General features: G+C 69.4%; 19 protein-coding genes. 12 read left to right on the top strand and 7 right to left on the bottom strand.

Annotated features, from left to right (window positions below; genetic code table 11):
• Positions 1-218: 218 nt before the first annotated feature.
• From NS3_RS02755 to NS3_RS02730, 6 genes are all read left to right on the top strand, one after another.
• Complete coding sequence (locus NS3_RS02755; RefSeq protein ID WP_067852989.1) at positions 219-662, top strand: GyrI-like domain-containing protein; 444 nt, start codon at positions 219-221, stop codon at positions 660-662.
• A complete protein-coding gene (locus NS3_RS02750; protein WP_067852986.1) occupies positions 659-1093 on the top strand; it encodes an effector binding domain-containing protein in 435 nt (144 codons plus the stop codon). Before NS3_RS02755 ends, NS3_RS02750 begins: the two co-directional genes overlap by 4 nt.
• 248 nt (positions 1094-1341) lie before the next feature.
• Complete coding sequence (locus tag NS3_RS02745) at positions 1342-2076, top strand: hypothetical protein (RefSeq protein ID WP_174550428.1); 735 nt, start codon at positions 1342-1344, stop codon at positions 2074-2076.
• Entirely contained in the window at positions 2073-4394 is a 2322-nt protein-coding gene (locus NS3_RS02740) for an Rv1355c family protein (RefSeq protein WP_084494989.1), read from the top strand. The genes NS3_RS02745 and NS3_RS02740 overlap by 4 nt, the downstream gene beginning before the upstream one ends.
• A 43-nt stretch (positions 4395-4437) precedes the next feature.
• The gene (locus NS3_RS02735) at positions 4438-6279 is read left to right on the top strand and encodes a putative bifunctional diguanylate cyclase/phosphodiesterase (protein ID WP_157101153.1); all 1842 of its coding nucleotides are present in this window, start codon (positions 4438-4440) and stop codon (positions 6277-6279) included.
• Positions 6280-6368: 89 nt separating this feature from the next.
• Positions 6369-7496 carry a glycosyltransferase gene (locus NS3_RS02730; protein WP_067852983.1) on the top strand — a complete coding sequence of 376 codons (1128 nt, stop codon included), beginning with the start codon at positions 6369-6371 and terminating at the stop codon, positions 7494-7496.
• Positions 7497-7532: 36 nt separating this feature from the next.
• Here NS3_RS02730 and NS3_RS02725 read toward each other — a convergent pair whose 3' ends face one another.
• The 3 genes from NS3_RS02725 to rsmI are packed head-to-tail and all read right to left on the bottom strand — an operon-like array spanning position 7533 to position 9128.
• Complete coding sequence (locus tag NS3_RS02725; protein ID WP_067852975.1) at positions 7533-7931, bottom strand: type II toxin-antitoxin system VapC family toxin; 399 nt, start codon at positions 7929-7931, stop codon at positions 7533-7535.
• Positions 7928-8206 (bottom strand): hypothetical protein, encoded by a 279-nt coding sequence (locus NS3_RS02720; RefSeq protein ID WP_067852973.1) that lies wholly within the window; start codon positions 8204-8206, stop codon positions 7928-7930. The genes NS3_RS02725 and NS3_RS02720 overlap by 4 nt, the downstream gene beginning before the upstream one ends.
• 55 nt (positions 8207-8261) lie before the next feature.
• Positions 8262-9128, bottom strand: coding sequence for a 16S rRNA (cytidine(1402)-2'-O)-methyltransferase (gene rsmI / locus NS3_RS02715; protein WP_084494988.1), 867 nt, complete (start codon positions 9126-9128; stop codon positions 8262-8264).
• A 223-nt stretch (positions 9129-9351) separates the two neighbouring features.
• Between rsmI and NS3_RS02710 the strand changes: the two genes are divergently transcribed.
• Positions 9352-10944, top strand: a complete 1593-nt coding sequence (locus tag NS3_RS02710) for a dolichyl-phosphate-mannose--protein mannosyltransferase (protein WP_067852971.1) — start codon at positions 9352-9354, stop codon at positions 10942-10944.
• Positions 10945-10947: 3 nt separating this feature from the next.
• Here NS3_RS02710 and NS3_RS02705 read toward each other — a convergent pair whose 3' ends face one another.
• Positions 10948-11304, bottom strand: a complete 357-nt coding sequence (locus tag NS3_RS02705; protein ID WP_067852968.1) for a GntR family transcriptional regulator — start codon at positions 11302-11304, stop codon at positions 10948-10950.
• Positions 11305-11312: 8 nt separating this feature from the next.
• Positions 11313-12575 (bottom strand): arginine deiminase, encoded by a 1263-nt coding sequence (locus NS3_RS02700; RefSeq protein ID WP_067852966.1) that lies wholly within the window; start codon positions 12573-12575, stop codon positions 11313-11315.
• A gap of 156 nt (positions 12576-12731) precedes the next feature.
• On the opposite strand from NS3_RS02700, the gene soxR reads away from it, so the two are divergent.
• Together soxR and NS3_RS02690 are read left to right on the top strand one after the other, a co-directional pair.
• A complete protein-coding gene (gene soxR / locus NS3_RS02695; protein ID WP_067852964.1) occupies positions 12732-13223 on the top strand; it encodes a redox-sensitive transcriptional activator SoxR in 492 nt (163 codons plus the stop codon).
• Positions 13224-13293: 70 nt separating this feature from the next.
• Complete coding sequence (locus NS3_RS02690) at positions 13294-14046, top strand: isocitrate lyase/PEP mutase family protein (protein WP_067853528.1); 753 nt, start codon at positions 13294-13296, stop codon at positions 14044-14046.
• Between the two features lie 50 nt (positions 14047-14096).
• Here the strand turns inward: NS3_RS02690 and metG are convergent, their stop codons facing one another.
• The gene (metG, locus tag NS3_RS02685) at positions 14097-15674 is read right to left on the bottom strand and encodes a methionine--tRNA ligase (RefSeq protein WP_067852962.1); all 1578 of its coding nucleotides are present in this window, start codon (positions 15672-15674) and stop codon (positions 14097-14099) included.
• Positions 15675-15789: 115 nt separating this feature from the next.
• Between metG and NS3_RS02680 the strand changes: the two genes are divergently transcribed.
• The 3 genes from NS3_RS02680 (at position 15790) to rsmA (ending at position 19188) form a co-directional block, all read left to right on the top strand.
• Positions 15790-16617 carry a TatD family hydrolase gene (locus tag NS3_RS02680; protein WP_067852960.1) on the top strand — a complete coding sequence of 276 codons (828 nt, stop codon included), beginning with the start codon at positions 15790-15792 and terminating at the stop codon, positions 16615-16617.
• A gap of 188 nt (positions 16618-16805) precedes the next feature.
• Positions 16806-17930, top strand: coding sequence for a resuscitation-promoting factor (locus NS3_RS02675; protein WP_067853525.1), 1125 nt, complete (start codon positions 16806-16808; stop codon positions 17928-17930).
• A 415-nt stretch (positions 17931-18345) separates the two neighbouring features.
• Positions 18346-19188, top strand: a complete 843-nt coding sequence (rsmA, locus tag NS3_RS02670) for a 16S rRNA (adenine(1518)-N(6)/adenine(1519)-N(6))-dimethyltransferase RsmA (protein ID WP_067853522.1) — start codon at positions 18346-18348, stop codon at positions 19186-19188.
• A 47-nt stretch (positions 19189-19235) separates the two neighbouring features.
• Here the strand turns inward: rsmA and NS3_RS02665 are convergent, their stop codons facing one another.
• Positions 19236-19442 carry a heavy-metal-associated domain-containing protein gene (locus tag NS3_RS02665; RefSeq protein ID WP_067852958.1) on the bottom strand — a complete coding sequence of 69 codons (207 nt, stop codon included), beginning with the start codon at positions 19440-19442 and terminating at the stop codon, positions 19236-19238.
• Positions 19443-19535: the final 93 nt, after the last annotated feature.

The raw sequence follows: 19535 nt of genomic DNA, 5'->3' as shown, positions 1-19535 counted from the left end.
CCGACCATTCGCCCGGAAATCGAACCGTGCTCGACGCGGGCGGTGGGTGCGCGCCGATCCGGACGCTCTCCAGGACGTTTGTCCAGTTCAGCGCCGGGTTGCCGGCCGAGCGACGTGGTCCGCCGCGCTCGGACTCTTCATGATCGAGTTGATAGCATGGATTTTCCAGCCGACCGGAATGCGGGTGCGCTCGCCGATGCACCTCGAGAGAGTTTTCCATGCAGTTTGAAATCGTCGAGCGGGACGAGACCTGGGTCGCCGGTTTGCCCGTCCGCAGTCCGAAACGCGCTCTCGGGGAACTGCGGGACCATGCTCTGGAGGCGGCCTGGGCGGCGGTGCTGCATCAGGAGCTCGGCGGCCCGCTGGCCAGCGCCTATACCGATTACACCGGCGAGCTCGGCACCTACAACACCCAGATCGTCGGCTACCGTTGCCAGTCCTTCGATCAGGTGACGCGCGGTCATCTGGTGGCCCGGCTGCCGCGCGGCTATTACGCGAAGTTCTCCTCGGTCGGTGATTTCCCGCAGGTGATGACCGACCTGTGGACGCAGATCTCCTACGCCGAAGAGCACAACCAGATCAAGCGCACCTATTCCGGCGATTTCGAGTGTTACCCGCACGCCTACAAGATCGAGCTCTACCTGGCGGTGGACCCCCGATGACGTACACGATCGCAGTCCGCAACGAGGCGGTCTACGGCGGGCTGGTGGTGCCGAGGGTGACTCCGAGTTTCAAGGTCAGCAACAGCGAGCTGATCGAGTTCCTCAAAGATCGCCTGCGTGACCGCGAGGGCGGGGATCGGCCGATGTACACGGTCTACGTGCCCGATCCCGCGGGTAATCACAACGCGATGGTGTGCTTCGAATACCTCGATCCGTCGGCGGTGCCGGTCGGTGATCTGCTCGTCCGGGTGCCCAAGGGCGTCTACGCGCGATTCGAGCCGAACGGCGATTATCACGACCCGGTAGAGGACGTCTGGGCGCAGGTCGACGACGCCACGGCGTCGGCGGAGATCACCCGCGCCTACCGCGAGGAGATCGAGGTCTGGCGCGGACCCGAGGACGTGGAACTCTACATTTCCATCCTGGTGTAAATAGCTCTTGATTAACTATTGGCGACCGATCGGTCCCTTTGTCGGCCAGTCGACCGGATAACGCGTTCTCCAACAGCATTTTTGCCAGTTTCCCGGCGAGTTTCGACAGAGTTGCCAGTTTTCTGGTCAATTCCCGTGGGATGACGGATACTTCCGTAGGCGACTCTTCTGGAGGTTTAAGTCTCTCGGGGAGCGGGTACGGCCGCCCCGCGCGGGCGCGGCCTGCGGTGACGACGGAGTAGGAACACATGACTGTCGAGATGGTCACGGTCGGCGCCGAGCGGGTGCTGCGGTTTCGTGACATGCACTCCGGTCACGCCTTCCAGGTGACCACTCCGACGGCCCATCCCGAGCTGTGGCGGCGATACCTGGCCGGCGCTCACCGTGTCTACCGCCGTTTCGGGGTCGAGTCCGCGCTCGAGTACGAGTCCGTGGCCGACGGCGGCTCCACCGCACTGTTCTTCGCCGCGGTCGATCCGGACGGTGAGGTCGTGGCCGGCCTGCGCGCCCAGGGCCCGTACGCCGGCTCGGACGAGGCCCACGGACTGTCCGCCTGGGCGGGCGAGCCCGGTGAGGACGCGTTGCGCGCGATGATCGACGAGCGCGCCCCCGAGGGCATCGTCGAGGTGAAGGCGGTCTGGGTGGATCGAGAAGCCGCGCACCGGTCGGCACTGGGAGCCGCGGTCGCGCGGTGCGTTGTGCACGCGGCCTGGCTGCTCGGCGCCCGATGGGGGTTCGCCACCTCCGCCGGGCACGGCATCGAGCGGTACACCTCCAGCGGTGCGCGGGTCGCCGACGAGGTCGACGCGGTCGCCTATCCGGACCACCGCTACCGCACCGTCCCGCTGTGGTGGGACACCCATGCCCACCTCGCGCACGCCACCCGTACCCAGGGCGCGCTCATCGTCCTCGAACGCGCGGCGCTGCGCGCCTGGGGCGCGACCTGCCCGCGACCGGCGGCGGGAAGGCCGATCGCCCGATGACAGCCTCCGACACCTTCCCGACCGCGCCCGGCACGCGCCCGGCCGCCACGGAGGAGCGCTATCGTCCGCTGATCCTCGACGAGGACGACGCCGACGACTCCGCCGTGCTCACCCGGCTGCGCACCACTCCCACGGTCGGCATCCTCGACATGCGCGATTCGATACGCGCGGAGCTGGCTCGAATCTGTGCCCCGCCGATCGAATCCGCCGACGCCGACGCCGACGCCGACCGCTGGGTGTACTACCCCTGGCGGCGGACGCTGGTCGGCCTGCCCGGCCCGCGCGCGTTCCGCGCCGTCCGGCTGGATCGCAACCGCAACAAGCTGACCGCCGCCGAGCAGGAGCGACTAGCCGGGATGGCGGTCGGCGTGGTCGGGCAGAGCGTCGGGCACGCGATCGCGCACACGATCGCGCTGGAAGGCTCCTGCGGTCTGCTGCGGCTGGCCGACTTCGACGACATCGAGCTGTCCAACCTGAACCGGGTGCCGGGCACGCTCTTCGATCTGGGGCTGAACAAGGCGGTCGTCACCGCGCGGCGCATCGCCGAACTGGACCCCTACCTGCCGGTCGAGGTGTTCACCGGTGGCGTCGACGAGGACTCCATCGACGAATTCCTGAGCGGTCTGTCACTGGTCCTCGAGGAGTGCGACTCGCTGGACGTGAAGTTCGCGGTCCGCGACGGCGCCCGCAGGCACCGGCTGCCGCTGCTGATGGACACCAGCGATCGCGGCCTGTTCGATGTCGAGCGCTTCGACCTGGAACCGGACCGCCCGCCCTTCCACGGGCTGCTCGGCGCGACCGTCGCCGCCGATCTGCGCGGCCTGTCCACCAAGGACAAGGCCCCGCATGTGCTGCGGATTCTCGGTCCGGGTCAACTGTCCGCGCGCATGGCGGCCAGCCTGGCCGAGATCGACCGCACCGTGACGACCTGGCCGCAGCTGGGCGGGGACGTGCAGTTGGGCGCGGCCATCGCCGCCACCGCCGTGCGCCGGATCGGCCTGGGCCACGATCTGCCCTCGGGCCGTACCCGGGTGGATCTCGAACGCGAGCTCGACGGCCTGGTCGAGCCGGTATCCACCGAGGACGAGCGCTGGTCCACCGCGAAACTCGACGACGACCTCGGGGCGCCCGGCCGCGACGGCGCGAGGGCAGGCGAATCCGGGGCTGCCGACAGCGGGCCGCGCGGGGAGAAGTTCGGCTCGAACGGGGCCGGGAGCCGGCAGGACGCCGAACCGGACCTGCTCCCACCCGGGCCGCCGCGGGCCACGGTGGCCGCCGCGGCCCAGCGCGCGCCCTCCGGCGGCAATGCCCAGCCCTGGACGATGCGACTGACCGAGGACGAGCTGCGCATCGACCTGGCACCCGAACGCTCCTCGACCATGGACGTCGCCTACCGTGGCAGCGCCGTGGCGATCGGCGCCGCCCTGCACAACGCCCGGGCCGCCGCGGCCGCGCACGGCATGCTCGGCGAACACCGGCTGATCACGGGGCCCGCTGCCCCGCTCACTGCTGCCCCGCTCACTGCCATCCTGCGCTTCGGCGCCTCCGGCGACCCGCTGCTGGCCCGCGACTACCCGGCGGCACTGACTCGCTGCACCAATCGCCGCAAAGGCAATCGCGCGCCCATCCGCGACGGTGTGCTCGCCGCGCTCGATGCCGCCGCCCGTGCCGAGGGTGCGTTGGTCCGCACGATCACCGATCGCTCGGCTCTGGCCGAGGCCGCCGAGCTGCTCGGCGCCTCCGACCGGGTTCGCATGCTGACCCCGCGCATGCACCGGGAGTTGTTCTCCGAACTGCGCGGCCCCGGCGAGGATCTGCGCGACGGCATCGATCTGCGCAGCATGGAACTCGACGACGCCGATCTGGCCAAGCTGCGCATCGCCTCCCGTCCGGATGTGGTGGAGCTGCTGCGCAATTGGTCCGGCGGTCGCAGTCTCGGTGATTCCACGCGCGACCACCTGCTGTCCGGTTCGGCCCTGATCGCCGTCACCATGCCGTGTCCGGCCGGACGCGCGGGCGCGTCGCTGATCGATTACGCGCGGGCCGGAATGGCCGTCGAACGGGTCTGGCTGGAGGCCGGACGGCGAGGTCTGTCGGTGCAGCCGATGTCGCCGGTGTTCGGCTATGCACATGACCAGGAGGAGCTGGTCGCGATTTCAGAGGATTTCGCGGATACACTGGCCTCACTTCAGGGCCGTTTCCTGGACCTGCTGGGAGTGCCTGGGCATGAGATCATGGCGCTGGTGCTTCGCCTGAGCTACGCGGCAGCAGCCTCGGTCCGCAGCAGGCGGCTTCCAGCGCCGGGCCAGGGCAGCTAGCACGATCGGAGACAGTGTGCCTCGGCGAACGCTCGACTCATTGGTGACGGAAGTCGCCTCCGAGTTGATGGGCGTCGACGCCATCAGCATGGTGGCGGCGAGCGAACGCGTGCTGGCCGCGCTGGTCGAGCATTTCGACATCGACTTCGGTTATCTGCGCCATACCAACCGTGAGGACCGCACCACCGTCCTGATCGCCGAATGGCCGCATCGCACCGACATCCCCGATCCCGACCCGCTGGCCGTGGTGCATTTCGCCGAGGCCGATTCGGTGTTCCGTGAGCTGGAATTCGCGACCGAGCCGGTGATCGTGCGCCCCGGCGCCGAATCCGAGGACTATCAGGAGACCATCCGCAAGTCGTCCGGAATTCCGCAGGTCACGATGGCCTGCGTCCCGCTGGTCTCGCGCGGGGAATCCACCGGTCTGCTCGGTTTCGTCAAATCGGGCGACCGTGCGTGGGACACCGGCGAACTCAACGCGCTCACCGCTATCGCCACCCTGTTCGCCCAGGTCCAGGCCAGGGTGGCCGCCGAGGAGCGACTGCGCTACATCGCCCTGCACGACGATCTCACCGGCCTGGCGAACCGGCGCGCGCTGCTCGAGTACATGGAGGACCGGTTGCGGCCCGGCGCGCCGGGGCCGGTCGCCGCCTTCTTCCTCGACCTCGATCGGCTCAAGGCGCTCAACGATTTCCTCGGTCACACCGCGGGCGACAATTTCATCCGCACGCTGTCCTCGCGGCTGCGGGAAAATCTCGGCCCCGATGCCATGATCGCCCGGCTCGGCGGCGACGAGTTCGTCATCGTCCCGGACAAACCGATGGATGCGGTGGCCGCGGAGCTGGAGGCGACCCGCTTGCAGCAGTTGATCGGCCGGCGGGTGACCGTCGGCGGGGAATCGGTCAGCCGTGGCGCGAGTGTCGGTGTGGCGGTCGGCATTCCGGGACAGACCACGGTCGCCGATGTGTTGCGCCGCGCCGATCACGCGCTGTTGTCGGCGAAGTCCGGCGGCGGCAACGGCGTCGCGGTGTTCACCGACGCCATGCGCGCACAGTTCGAACTCCAGGACGACGTGGAGCTGAATCTCCGCGGCGCGGTGTCCGACGGCTCGCTGCTGCTGCATTACCAGCCCGAGGTGGATCTGCGCACCGGCAGGCTGGTCGCGCTGGAAGCGCTGGTGCGCTGGATGCATCCGACCAGGGGGCTGCTGCCGCCCGCCGCCTTCGTCACCGTCGCCGAGGCCACCAATCTGGCCGGGGAGCTGGGCCGCTGGGTGATCCGCACGGCGTGCAAGCAGTTCGCCGACTGGCGCGCGCGGGGGCTGGCCGCCGATATCGTGATGCGCATCAATGTCTCGCCGGTGCAGCTGGTGAGCCTGGATTTCGTCGAACGCATCGAGGACATCCTGCGCGAGTTCGCCATCGACGGCAGCTCGGTGTGCCTGGAGATCACCGAGCACGTGGTCGTGCAGGATCTGGCCCGGACCCAGGTGACTTTGCGCGGGCTCAAGCGGATGGGGGTGCAGATCGCCATCGACGATTTCGGCACCGGCTACAGCTCGCTGTCGCATCTCAAGGCGCTGCCGGTGGACGCGGTGAAAATCGACCGGGGCTTCGTGCAGCGGCTCGGCGCGAGCACCGACGACCTGGCCATCGTGAAATCCATCATCGGCCTCGCCGGGTCGTTCGGCCTCGGCGTGGTCGGCGAGGGCGTGGAGACCGCAGTCGCGGCGCGCACCTTGGTGGGGCTCGGCTGCTACCGGGCGCAGGGGTTCCTCATCGCCCGCCCGATGCCCGCCGCCGAGGTGGAAAAACATCTCGCGGTCGGCCACATTCCGCTGGACCTGGATCTGCCACGCGCGGTCCGTGGAGTCGCGGGACGCTGACGCCGTCGTCGTCCGATTGTCCGACGCCGTTCACCGTCCGTTGTGTTCCCGGAGGCTCGGTGTAACCCCGCCCGACCACGATCGGCGGAATGCGCATCGTGCAGTTGGCCAACTTCTACGGCCCCCGCTCGGGTGGGTTGCGCACCGCGCTGCACCATCTCGGCGCGGGCTACGCGGCGGCAGGGCACGAAGTGGTGCTGATCGTTCCCGGCCCGCGCCGCGGTGAGGAGGTCCTGCCGGGCGGCGCTCTGCGGATCACGCTGCCCGCCATGGCGATTCCCGGTACCGGCGGCTACCGCGCGGCCGACCCGCGTCGTGTCGCCGATGTGCTGCACGGCCTGAATCCGGACGTGCTCGAAGTCTCCGACCGCCTGACCCTGCGCGGCTTCGGCCGCTGGGCCCGCCGCCGCGACGTGTCGAGCGTGATGATCTCCCACGAACGCCTCGACCGTCTGCTCGGCCAGGTGCTGCCCGGCCCCGCCGCCCGCCGCCTCGCCGACATCGCCAATCGCCGCACCGCCGACGACTACGACATGGTTGTCTGCACCACCGATTTCGCCCGCGCCGAATTCCGCCGTATCGGCGCGACCAATGTCGAACTGGTCCCGCTCGGCGTCGACCTCGACGTGTTCAGCCCACAGCGCCGCGACGGCGATCTCCGCGCCCATCTCGGGGTCCCCGGTCACCCGCTGCTCGTGCACTGCGGCAGGCTCTCGGTGGAGAAGCGCGTCGACCGCAGTATCGAAGCCGCCGCCGAACTCTCCCGCGCGGGCCGCCCCGTCCGCCTCGTCGTCGCGGGCGACGGCCCCCGCCGGGAATCCCTCGAGAAACGCGCCCGCACAGTCCCTTCGCTGTCCGACGGCCGGCCCGCTGTCCACTTCACCGGTTTCGTCGACGATCGCCACCGCGTCGCGGCCCTGCTGGCCACCGCCGATGTCTCCCTGGCCCCCGGACCGCACGAAACCTTCGGCCTGGCCGCCCTCGAAGCCCTCGCCGCGGGCACCCCCGTCGTCGCCAGCCGCTCCTCTGCCCTGGCCGACATCGTCACTCCCGATTGCGGCGCCGTCGCCGCCGACGACCCGTCCGCCTTCGCCACCGCAGTCACCGATATCCTCGCCCGTCCTGCCGCTACCCGCAGAATGGCTGCCCGTCACCGAGCCGAACAGTTCACCTGGCCACGGGCGGTCGAAGGAATGCTCGCCGTTCTCGGGCGCTGACATCGGCCGGCGCGGATGAACCGCGGCAGGATTCGATCAGACCTTCTCGACGGATATCCGAGCGTGTTCGGCAGTCAGCAGGCCGATGTCCTCGGTATCCGAGGTGAGGATGGTGACATCTCCGCGGCACTGGATCGCGGTCGCGCACAGCATCGCATCGATCGCGTACTTGTGGCCGTGTCTGCCTGCCCGGAACAGGAGGTCTGCCGCGGTCTGGGCCACGGACTGCGTCATGGATTCGACTCGCAGCCGGGAAAGAGTCCATCGCAGTGCGGCTTCGTCGATTTTCGGGTGGATCACCTCGACCAGTACAGCGGCTGATGTGATCACAGGTATGTCACCTCGGTGGGCGGCTTCGAGCCACTCCTGGACCTCGCGTCGGCGCATGACGGCTTGGGCCAGACCTTCGCTGTCGAGCACCAGCGTGCTGGTCACGCGGCGCTGCCCGTGCCGGACTTGCCGCGGGTGAGTTCGGCCAGCTTGGCGCTCACTGCCGAAGGATCGGCAGGACCATTCACTTTCTCGAAGTCGGCGAGCAACTCTTGGAGATTGTCACGCTCGATCTGTCGTTGGGCGGCCTTCTCCAGATATGCCGATACTCCGCGTTTGCCGACTCGGTCCCGAATCGCCTGCAAGGTACCCGATGAGAGGGTGACCGAAATCCCGCTCGTAGGTCCCTCGCCGGGCACGAATTCGTCATCTGCGGGCATGGAGCCAGTATGCCATAAGAAATGGCATATTTCCTCGTGTCGGCTGCTCCGATGCTCAGCGACTCGCGCGGGCGGCGAGGACCGCGTCGTAGAGTTCGCGGCGGGAGGCGCCGGTGGCGCCGGCGACCTGGGCGCAGGCGTCCTTCAAGCGCATGCCGTCGTCGACGAGGGCTTGGACTTCGTCGACGAGGGAAGCCGGGTCGGCTTCGGTGGGGGCGGCGCCCTCGAGGACGACGGTGATCTCGCCGCGGGCGCCCTCGACGGCCCAGGCGGCGAGTTCGGCGAGGGTGCCGCGGACGACCTGTTCGTAGGTCTTGGTGAGTTCGCGGCAGACGGCGGCGCGGCGGTCGGGGCCGAGGACCTCGACGGCGTCGGCGAGGCAGTCGGCGAGGCGGTGCGGGGCCTCGAAGAAGACGCAGGCGCGGGGTTCGGTGCGCAGGGTGCGCAGCCACTGCCGGCGAGCGCCGGATTTGCGTGGCGGGAAGCCGTCGAAGCAGAAGCGTTCCACCGGGAGGGCGGACAGGGCCAGGGCGGTGGTGACCGCGGACGGGCCGGGCAGACAGGTGACCGGGAGGTCGCGTTCGACGCAGGCGGCGACCATGCGGTAGCCGGGATCGGAGACCGAGGGCATTCCCGCGTCGGTGACGAGCAGGACGGTCCGGCCCGCGGTGATGTCGTCGAGCAGGGCCGGAATGCGGGCGGTCTCGACGTGGTCGTAGAAGCTGACGACGCGACCGGAGATCTCCAGGCCGAGTGCCTTGGCCAGCGCGCGGGTGCGGCGGGTGTCCTCGGCGGCCACCACGTCGGCGGTGGACAGGGCGTCGCGCAGGCGTTGCGAGGCGTCGCCGATGTCACCCATCGGGGTGGCGGCGAGTACCAGCCTGCCGCCCGCCGAACCGGCCGTGGTCTCCTCGGCTGTCACCGTGCTCCGTCCGGTCGTCTTCGTCGGTGTCGTCGGGTGTGGTTGCGGGTGAACTCACCCGTCCTCGCACCCGACGCGTCCGCGGGGGGCGTGACGTCCCAGCCTAATCGGCGGGTCACCGGCTCGGCCGGGCCGTCCCGATGCCGAGACCCCGGTCGCCGCCGAGAGCCCGCGGCCTCGCCGATTCCCCCTCCGGTCGGGGTGACCGAATACGATCGGGTCCGTGACCCAGGTGACCGACCGCGCGACCGCACCCGGGGCCGTGGCCACCACCTGGTCGAGCCCCGCCCCGCTTCGCCCTTCCCCGGATTTCGGGCCGGTCGACACCCTGCGTGGCTGGCTGGTGACCGCGGTGCTCACCGCCCTGGCCGCCGTCACCCGGTTCAGCGCCCTGAACTACCCGACCGACGGCGGCACCCCGGTCTTCGACGAGAAGCACTACGCCCCGCAGGCCTGGCAGATGCTGACCGGCGGCGGGGTCGAGGACAATCCCGGCTACGGCCTGGTCGTGCACCCGCCGGTCGGCAAACAGATGATCGCGATCGGCGAACTGCTGTTCGGCTACAACGGCTGGGGCTGGCGCTTCACCGCCGCGCTGGCGGGCACGATCCTGGTGCTGCTGGTGATCCGCATCGTGCGGCGGATGGCGCGTTCCACGCTGGTCGGCGCGATCGCCGGCATCCTGATGCTCGCCGACGGCGTGCTCTATGTGTCCTCGCGCATCGGCATGCTCGACATCTTCATGGCCCTGTTCGTCACCGCCGCGTTCGGCTGCTTGATCGTCGATCGAGACGACGTGCGACAACGCCTGGCGCGCGCCGACGCCGAAGGCCGGATCGCGATGACCCGATGGGGTCCGCGACTGGGCGTGCGCTGGTGGCGGTTCGGCGCGGGCGTGCTGCTCGGGCTGGCGTGTGGCACCAAGTGGTCGGGCCTGTACTTCATCGCCGCGTTCGGCCTGCTCAGCGTCTTCTTCGATCTGACCGCGCGCCGCGCCTACGGTGTGCCGAGCCCGTGGCGTGGCACCGTCCTGCGCGATGTCGGCCCGGCGTTGTACGCGCTGGTGCTGGTGTCGCTCGGGGTGTACCTGTCGTCCTACTGGGCGTGGTTCACCAGCGAGACCGCTGTCTATCGGCACGCGGTCGGCAACCAGCTCGGCACCGAGGGGACCTGGTCGTTCCTGCCCGAGGCGCTGCGCTCGTTGTGGTTCTACAGCGGCGAATCCCTGCACTTCCACGAGGGCCTGACGAATTCGGCGGGCAATATCCATCCGTGGGAGTCCAAGCCGTGGACCTGGCCGATGGGTCTGCGGCCGATGCTGTACTACTACGCCGACAATGTCGCCAGCTGTGAGCCCGGTCAGTGCGTCAAGGCGGTCATGCTGATCGGCACGCCCGCCATCTGGTGGATCTCGCTGCCGGTGCTGGCCTGGGGGCTGTGGCGCTGGGCGGTGCGCAGGGATTGGCGCTACGGCGCGGTGCTCGTCGGTTACGGCGCGGCGCTGCTGCCGTGGTTCCTGACGCTGGATCGGCAGATGTACTTCTTCTACGCGGTACCGCTGGCCCCGTTCCTGATGATGGCGGTCGCGCTGGTGCTCGGTGACATCATCGGCCCGGCGCGCGCGGCCCCGCATCGCACCGCCGACCCGAACGCCTTCCTCGTCCCCGACGAGCGGCGCGGCCTCGGCCTGCTGGCGGTGTGCCTGTACCTGGGCCTGGTGGTGGCCAACTTCATCTGGTTCTGGCCGATCATGTCGGCGATGGCGATCAGCCCGCAGGAGTGGCAGATCCGGCTCTGGCTGCCCAGCTGGCGCTAGCGGTCAGCCCAGCGCGGCGCGCACGAAGTGCAGTGCGGCCTCGTCGTCGAGTCCGAGGCGCCGGATCGCGGTGACATAGGCGACGGCGGCCCGGCCCGCGGCGTCCTGGGTGGGATCGCCGGAGGAGGCGACGAAGGTGCCCAGCCTGCCGCGGGTCTCGAGGACGCCGTCCTCCTCGAGCTCCTTGTAGGCACGGGCGACGGTGTTGGGCGCCAGCCCGAGCCGGGCGGCCAGCGCGCGCACGGTCGGCATCTTCGTGCCTGCGGCCAGTTCGCCGGTGCGGACCCGGGCGAAGACGCCTATCCGCAGCTGCTCGAACGGCGGTTCGGGGGAGTCGTGGTCGATGGTGAGGTTCAGCACGCGGGCTCTCAGACGGTCTCGCGGGACAGCGGACAGGACAGGCAGCGCGGGCCGCCGCGGCCGGAACCCAGCTCCGACCCGGGGATGGTGAGCACCTCGATCCCGGCGTCGGTGAGCCGGGCGTTGGTCACTTCGTTGCGTTCGTAGGCGACGACCACGCCGGGGGCGAGTGCCAGGGTGTTGTTGCCGTCGTCCCATTGCTCGCGTTCGGCGGTCACCACGTCCGAGCCGGTGTCGATGACCCGCAACTTGCCGATGCCCATGGCTTCGGCGGCGGCGGGCAGGAACGGGTCGGGTCCGGCCATGGTGACCCCGGAGGGATCCGCGCGCCCGCCGTGGTCCCGCCCCTCGTAGGCATCGCCGCGCCGGATGGTGAACGCGCGCAGTTCGTCGCGCAGCGCCGGGTACATCACCACCGCGTCGGTGTCGACCATGGTGCACACGGTGTCCAGGTGCATGGTGGCGCGGCTCTGCGCGATCGGCACCACCAGCACGGTGTGCGCGAGATCGTCGTCGAAGAGGCTGCGCGCCAATGCTTCCGCACCCGCCGGGCTGGTCCGCTCGCCGACGCCGACCGCGATCACCCCCGGGGCGAGCAGCAGCACGTCGCCGCCCTCGATGGGGGCGGTGTGGGATTCGTAGGCTCTGCGCACGCCGAGGAAGCGCGGGTGGAACGCGTAGACCAGGTCGGTCAGCGAGGTTTCCCGCATCCGGGCGGGCAGTGCCAGCGACGTGATGGCCACCCGCGGGCCGACCCAGAACGAGGAATCCCTGGTGAACAGCAGATTGGGCAATGGGTCGATGACGAAGTCGCTACCGTGGTGCATCCGGCGCACCAGGGAGGTGCCGTCGGGCGCGAACGGCAGTTCGTCGAAGGTCATGCCCGCCATCAGGATCTCGGCCAGTTCCGGGGCCGCCACGCCGCGCAGGTGGCCGGCCAGCTCGTCGGCCAGGGTGTGCCCGAGCCTGCGCGCGTCGACGGCCGCGCTGATGCCCTGGACACGGGCCGCGCCGCTGACCTCCAGGGTCTCGGCCAGCAGGTCGGCCAGCAGCAGCACTTCCACCCCGCGCTCGCGCAGCACACCGGTGAAGATGTCGTGTTCCTGCTGGGCGCGCTCCACCCACGGGATGCCGTCGAAGAGCAGCTGATCGCTGTTGCGCGGAGTGAGCCTGCGCAGTTCGGCGCCTGGCCGGTGCAGCATCACCGTGCGCAGCACGCCCACCTCCGAGGTGACGCCGTAACCGTGGTGGGTGCTCCAGCCGTGGCTCATGCTCCGACCGTAATGCGCCCGGCCCCGGTGAGCACGCTGATCGCGCCGTGCCGTGCCGGGAATTCGACGCCGGAAAGAAACATTTATGCTCATGTGTCCGAAATGGTCCGGGCCCGGTGAACCTGAAGTATGGTTCACCTCGAGCGAAGGAGCGTGATGTCGACAGCCGATTGGCGATCCAAGGAATTGACCCCCGGTCAACTGTCGCAGCGCAGCGGCGTCGCGGTGTCGGCACTGCACTTCTACGAACGCGAGGGTCTGATCTCGAGCCGTCGCACCAGCGGCAACCAGCGTCGCTACCCGCGCGACATGCTGCGCCGGGTGGCGTTCATCCGCATCTCGCAGCGGGTGGGCATCCCGCTGAGCGAGATCAAGGCCGAACTCGACCGGCTGCCCGAGGGCCGGACCCCCACCAAACGGGACTGGGAGACGGTGTCGACCACCTGGCGCGCCGACCTCGACGATCGCATCGAGCAGTTGACCCGCTTGCGCGACAGCCTGACCGGCTGCATCGGCTGCGGTTGCCTGTCGCTCGGTGTGTGCAAGATCGTCAACGAACGTGACCGCCTCGGCGACGAGGGGCCGGGCGCGCGTGTGCTCGACACGCACGCGTGCCGCACCGAAACCGCCGACCGGAGCTGCGACTGACGGCGGGCGGGGTCGTGCGATCGTGCGTGTCGGCCTGCGGGCGGGGCGCGCGGCGACCATGATCGAGGGCATGACGACTCTGGAGAGCAAAGCCAAGACCCTGCTGGCGCTGCACCGCCCCGGCGACCCCGTCGTGCTGCCGACCGTGTGGGACGCCTGGTCGGCGAATCTCGCGGTGGCGGCGGGATTCCCGGCGCTGACCCTCGGCAGTCACCCGGTCGCCGATTCGGTGGGCCGCGCCGACAACGAGGGCATGACCTACACCGAACTGCTCACCAGAGTGCGGCAGGTGACCGCCGCCGTCGACGTGCCGGTCTCGGTCGACATCGAATCCGGCTACGCGCTCAGCCCGGCCCAGCTCGTCGACGGACTGCTCGAGGCAGGTGCGGTCGGTCTCAATATCGAGGACACCGTGCACAGCGAGGGCGGTCGCCTGCGCGGCGCGGAGGAGCACGCCGAACTCGTGCGCGGGCTACGCGAATTCGCCGACGCCGCGGGCGTGCACGTGGTGGTCAACGCACGCACCGATCTGTTCCTGCGCAAGGACGGCGACGAGGCCGATCGCCTCGATCGCGCCGTGGACCGGCTGACGCTGGCGGCGAAGGCGGGCGCGGATGTGCTGTACCCGGTGGGCAGGCACTCCGCCGAGGACATGCGCGCGCTCACCTCCCGGCTGCCGTTGCCGGTGAACGCCATCGCCGTCCCCGATAACCCGGCCAAAGCCGAGTTGGCCGAGCAGGGCGTGGCCAGGATCAGCTTCGGCCCGTTCCTGCAGGCCGCCCTCGCCGAGGAGGCCGAGCGCCTGCTGGCCCGCTGGCAGTGAGCCGAGAGCGGCGAGAACCGTTGTCGTAGTCCGGTTCTCGCCGTCGGCGGCTACTTCGTCTTGTCGTCCTCGTCGTTCTTGGGCTCGACGTAGCGCGGGAACACCGGCGCGGGGGTGGGCAGCGCGGTGCCCGGCGTCAGCGGCGTCGCGATATCGGCGAACGTGCGCCCCTGCTGCCCCAGCAGATCCAGAATCCGGGCCGCCGCCCCCGGCATGACCGGCTGCACCAGGATGGCGACGATGCGCACCACCTCGAGGGTCACGTAGAGCACCGTCGCCATCCTGGCGAGGTCTTCCTCGGTGCCGGACTTGCGCAGCGCCCACGGGGCCTGCGCGGAGAAGTACCGGTTGGTCTCGCCGAGTGTCAGCCAGATCGCCTCGAGCGCGAGATGCATTTGCTGGTTGTCGAATTCGGCGCGGCAGCGATCGAGCAGACCGCCGGCGCGGTCGAGCAGCGCGCGGTCCTCGTCGGTGAACTCGCCGGGCGTTGGCACCGCCGCGTCGCAATTCTTGTTCACCATGGTCAGGCTGCGCTGCACCAGATTGCCGAATTCGTTGGCCAGATCGGCATTGATGCGAGAGACGATCGCCTCGTGGCTGTAGCTGCCGTCCTGACCGTAGGAGATCTCGCGCAGCAGGAAGAAGCGCACGGCGTCGAGGCCGTATTCGTCGACGAGATCGAGCGGGTCGACGACATTGCCGACCGATTTCGACATCTTCTCGCCCTTATTGTACAGGAAGCCGTGCACGAAAACGCGTTTCGGCAACGCCACGCCCGCCGACATCAGGAAGGCGGGCCAGTACACCGTGTGGAAACGGGTGATGTCCTTGCCGATGATGTGCAGATCGGCCGGCCAGTACTTCTGGAACTCGGGGGAATCCGGGTCGGGGAAACCGATGCCGGTGAGGTAGTTGGTGAGCGCGTCCACCCACACGTACATCACGTGATCGGGGTGATCCGGAACCGGCACACCCCAGTCGAACGTGGTGCGCGAGATGGACAGATCCTTCAGCCCCGCCTTCACATAGCTGACGATCTCGTTGCGCCGCGTCGAGGGCGCGATGAATTCCGGACGCTCCTCGTAGAGCGCGAGCAGTGCGTCCTGGTATTTCGAGAGCCGGAAGAAGAAATTCGACTCCTCGGTCCAGGTGACCGGGGTCTTCGACTCGGTGGAGACGCGGCTGCCGTCGTCGAGCAGCGTGGTCTCCTCCTCGGTGTAGAAGGCCTCGTCGCGCACCGAGTACCAGCCGGAGTAGTTGTCGAGGTAGATGTCGCCGTTGGCCAGCATCCGCTGCCAGATCACCTCGCTGGCGCGCAGGTGGTCGGCGTCGGTGGTGCGGATGAACCGGTCGTAGGAGATGTCGAGGGCCTTGTCGAGCCGTTCGAAGACATCGGAGTTGCGCGCGGCCAGATCCTGGACCGGGATGCCCTCGGCGGCGGCGGTCTGCTGCATCTTCTGGCCGTGCTCGTCGGTGCCGGTCATGAAGAACACGTCGAAGCCGTCGAGGCGCTTGAACCGGGCGATGGCGTCGGAGGAGATGTACTCGTAGGCATGCCCGATGTGCGGTGCGCCGTTCGGGTAGGCGATGGCCGTGGTGACGTAGAAGGCTGGTGCGTCCGCGTTCATGGTGCTGACTACTGTAGTTGGACAGCGACTGCACGCGAGTATCGCATCGACACTACGACCGGTGCGATGGTCGCCGTGCCCGCTCGCCACGCGACGCCGCCAGTGGAGGAGATCGATGAGCGCCAAGCGTTCTGCCCCCGACCTGCCCGAACCTCTTGCTCCATTGGTCGATGCGCACACCCATCTCGATGCCTGCGGCGCCACCGACGCCGAGTCGACAGCGGTGATCGTCGACCGGGCGGAGAAGGTCGGCGTGGGCCGGGTGGTGACCGTCGCCGACGACCTCGACGCGGCGCGCTGGGCGGTCGACGCGGCGCACTGGGATCCACGGGTGTTCGCGGCGGTCGCTCTGCATCCCACCCGTGCGAACGCACTCGACGACGAGGCCGCGGCGGAACTCGAACGCCTCGCCGCCGATCCCCGCACCGTGGCGGTGGGCGAGACCGGCCTGGACTACTACTGGCCCGGCAAGCTCGAGGGCTGTGCCGACATCGAGACCCAGATCGAGGTCTTCCGCTGGCATATCGACCTGGCCAAGCGGGTGCGCAAGCCGCTGATGATCCACAACCGCGAAGCCGATCACGATCTGCTGACCGTGCTGCTGGACGAGGGCGCGCCCGCCACGGTGATCTTCCACTGCTTCTCCTCGGACCCGAACATGGCGATGGCCTGTGTCGACGAGGGATATGTGCTCAGTTTCTCCGGCAATGTCAGCTTCAAGAACGCCCACGAGGTGCGCGAGGCGGCGAAAGTGGTTCCCGACGGGCAGATTCTGGTGGAGACCGACGCGCCGTATCTCACCCCGCATCCGTTCCGTGGCGCGCCGAACGAGTCCTATTGCCTGCCCTACACGGTGCGCGCGCTGGCCGAATTGCGCGGACAGGACCCGGTGGAATTGGCCGAGATCACCACGGCGAACGCCCGCCGGTTCTACCGCATCTGAATTCGGGAGAACCGGCGAAGGCATTTCCCGGGCCGGGAAGATCGAAAACGTATCTGTGAGTCAGATCACAGATGATGGCGAGGGGTAGCGGCTAGCTGCGGCGTCGATATCGAATCGTGATCGCGGATCCGGCGGTTCACCCCGCTGCGGTTGTTGGGTCGAATTCCGCTCGTTATTGTCCTGTGATCATGTCTCCGCTCGCGAAGATCAACCAGTCGCGTTCACCGCTGCTCTACGCGGCCGTGGCGGCATTGTTGCTGACCCTCGTCGTCGGCGCCGCCATGGCGATCGTGAATCGCAAGACCGTCACCGTCGTGGTGGACGGCAACCAGTCGGTGCGCACCACCATGTCGCGCGACGTGGCCGGGGTGCTGCGAGCGGCCGGCTTCGACGTGACCGACCGCGACCTGGTGGAGCCCGGACTCGGCTCGTCCGTGGTCGACGGCGCGACCATCGTGCTGAACCGTGCGCGCCAGGTGGCCCTCTCGGTGGACGGCAGGCTGCGCCAGGTCTGGACCACCGGCTTGACCGCGGGAGAAGCGCTCGAACAGCTGGATCTGCCGGACGACGTCTACGTCCGGCCCGGGCGCGACAACCCGCTGCCACTCACCGGCGCGGTATTGAACGTGGCCAGCCCGCGCACCGTCTCGTTGCTGGACGGCATCGGCGCACCCGTCGACGTCCGCATGGCGGCGCCCACCGTCGGGGAGTTCCTGTCGGTGGCCGGTGTCCCGCTCGTCCAGCAGGACACCGTCGAACCGTCCCCGGACACACCCCTGTCCGAGGGCATGCGGGTGGTGGTGACCCGCAAACGGGTGGAGAACATCACCGAGACGCTTCCGCTGGACCCGCCGGAGAACATCATCGAAGACGAGACCCTGAACATGAGCCGGACCATCGTGGAGGAGCCGGGCACTCCCGGCGTGCACGATGTGACCTTCGCCGTCACCAAGGTCAACGGCCAGGAGGTGGAGCGCACCGCGATCGAGTCCGTGGTGCAGATCCCCGCCCAGCCGACGACCGTCCGCAAGGGCGCCAAGCCGGGCACCGAGGTGCCGCCGGTCCAGGACGGCGACCTCTGGGACGCGCTGGCCGATTGCGAGTCCAACGGCAACTGGGCCATCAACACAGGCAACGGCTACTACGGCGGCATCCAGTTCGACCAGAGCACCTGGGAACGCCAAGGCGGGCTGCGTTACGCGCCGCGCGCCGACATGGCCACGCGCGAGGAGCAGATCGCCATCGCCGAGGTCACCCGCGCCCGTCAGGGGTGGGGCGCCTGGCCCGCCTGCACCGGCCGGATGGGCCTGTGAACGTCCCGGCCTGATCGACTGCGTGGTGCTTCGCCGGTGAAATCGGCTCGGGAAAGTCGCGTGCACGACCGCGGCGCGGGTGCGCATGGGCCCGGTGCGACGCGGAAACGACGTCCGCGCAGCCCGGGAGCGGTGCCGGGCGGCGGGGGGCGAGCGTGGCGGTTGGTAGGTTCGTGCGGTGCCGTCCGCCGATAACCCTGCTCGAGGTGACAACTCTGCCCGCGCCGAGGCCGCAGCAGGCAGTGCGGCCGCTGGTCGTGCCGAGACCACCGGAGACGGCCTGACCGCTGCCGACAGCGAGACCACCGGCGGCGCCGAGACCTCAGCTCAGGACGAGGCCTCGGCTCGAGACGAGACCTCAGCTCGAGACGAGACCTCGGCTCGAGACGAGACCGCGGCGCGCGGCGAGGCCGCGTTGCTCGGGCCCGCCGAAGTGCGGACGCTGGCCGAGCGGTTCGGCGTGCGCCCGACCAAGCAGCTCGGGCAGAACTTCGTGCACGACGGCAATACCGTGCGCCGGATCGTCACCGCTGCCGGGGTGGGCCGCGCCGACACCGTGCTCGAGGTCGGCCCCGGCCTCGGCTCGCTGACGCTGGCGCTGCTCGACGTCGTCGACACGGTGGTGGCGGTCGAGATCGATCCGGTGCTCGCCGAGCATCTGCCCGCCACCGTCGCCGACCGCGCGCCCACGCTGGCCGATCGGCTGCATGTGGTGCGGGCCGACGCGCTGCGGGTCGGTGCCGAGCAGCTTCCCTTCGCGCCGACCGCGCTGGTCGCGAATCTGCCCTACAACGTGGCGGTGCCGGTCCTGCTGCATCTGCTGGCCGAACTGCCGAGCCTGACGACGGCGCTGGTGATGGTGCAGGCCGAGGTGGCCGATCGGCTGGCCGCCGAACCGGGCAGCCGGGTGTACGGCGTGCCGAGCGTGAAGGCCGGCTTCTTCGGGTCGGTGCGCCGGGCGGGCGCGATCGGCACCCAGGTGTTCTGGCCGGTCCCACGGGTCGATTCCGGCCTGGTGCGGGTGCAGCGCTATGCCGAGCCGCCGTGGCCTACCGACGCCGAGCATCGACGCCGTGTCTTCGAGGTCGTCGACGCGGCATTCGCCCAGCGCCGCAAGACCTTGCGCGCCGCGCTGGCGGGCTGGGCCGGTGGCACGGCCGAGTCCGAACGTCGCTTGATCGCCGCGGGCATCGACCCGACCGCGCGCGGTGAGACCTTGGATACGGCCGCCTACGTGCGGCTGGCCGCCCAGCGCTGAGGTCGGGGCCCGGCATCCCCGGCTCGGGACGCCGGGCCGAGGCGGGGTCAGAGTGCTACTTCGTAACCCGCTTCGTCCACGGCCGCGACGACATCGGCGTCGGCCAACGGAGCGGTGCTCTCCACGCGCACGGCTCCGGACGCCACGTCCACCGCGACGCCGGTCACCGAGTCGATCTTGCCGATCTCGGTCTCGACCGCGCTCGCGCAGTGGCCACAGGTCATGCCCTTGACGGTGTAGGTGGTGGTGGTCATGGTCGTGACTCCTCCGATGTCGTTGCTTCGGGCGGCCGGTCTGCCCACCCCGCCTCGAACATACCCCTAGGGGGTATTGGAGGCAAGTGCTTC

It is taken from the genome of Nocardia shimofusensis NBRC 100134, from assembly GCF_001613125.1.
In the GTDB taxonomy this organism is placed as follows: domain Bacteria; phylum Actinomycetota; class Actinomycetes; order Mycobacteriales; family Mycobacteriaceae; genus Nocardia; species Nocardia shimofusensis.
The sequence above is the reverse complement of the archived record's forward strand: the minus strand, read 5'-3'. Positions and strand labels throughout refer to the sequence as shown.

Coding starts and splice junctions, on each gene's coding strand:
- NS3_RS02720 (WP_067852973.1), bottom strand. CDS start 8,206: ATGCCCGCAGATGACGAATTCGTGCCCGGCGAGGGACCTACGAGCGGG.
- soxR (WP_067852964.1), top strand. CDS start 12,732: ATGTCGACAGCCGATTGGCGATCCAAGGAATTGACCCCCGGTCAACTG.
- NS3_RS02680 (WP_067852960.1), top strand. CDS start 15,790: ATGAGCGCCAAGCGTTCTGCCCCCGACCTGCCCGAACCTCTTGCTCCA.
- NS3_RS02750 (WP_067852986.1), top strand. CDS start 659: ATGACGTACACGATCGCAGTCCGCAACGAGGCGGTCTACGGCGGGCTG.
- metG (WP_067852962.1), bottom strand. CDS start 15,674: ATGAACGCGGACGCACCAGCCTTCTACGTCACCACGGCCATCGCCTAC.
- NS3_RS02745 (WP_174550428.1), top strand. CDS start 1,342: ATGACTGTCGAGATGGTCACGGTCGGCGCCGAGCGGGTGCTGCGGTTT.
- NS3_RS02700 (WP_067852966.1), bottom strand. CDS start 12,575: ATGAGCCACGGCTGGAGCACCCACCACGGTTACGGCGTCACCTCGGAG.
- NS3_RS02730 (WP_067852983.1), top strand. CDS start 6,369: ATGCGCATCGTGCAGTTGGCCAACTTCTACGGCCCCCGCTCGGGTGGG.
- NS3_RS02740 (WP_084494989.1), top strand. CDS start 2,073: ATGACAGCCTCCGACACCTTCCCGACCGCGCCCGGCACGCGCCCGGCC.
- NS3_RS02755 (WP_067852989.1), top strand. CDS start 219: ATGCAGTTTGAAATCGTCGAGCGGGACGAGACCTGGGTCGCCGGTTTG.
- NS3_RS02675 (WP_067853525.1), top strand. CDS start 16,806: ATGTCTCCGCTCGCGAAGATCAACCAGTCGCGTTCACCGCTGCTCTAC.
- NS3_RS02690 (WP_067853528.1), top strand. CDS start 13,294: ATGACGACTCTGGAGAGCAAAGCCAAGACCCTGCTGGCGCTGCACCGC.
- NS3_RS02665 (WP_067852958.1), bottom strand. CDS start 19,442: ATGACCACCACCACCTACACCGTCAAGGGCATGACCTGTGGCCACTGC.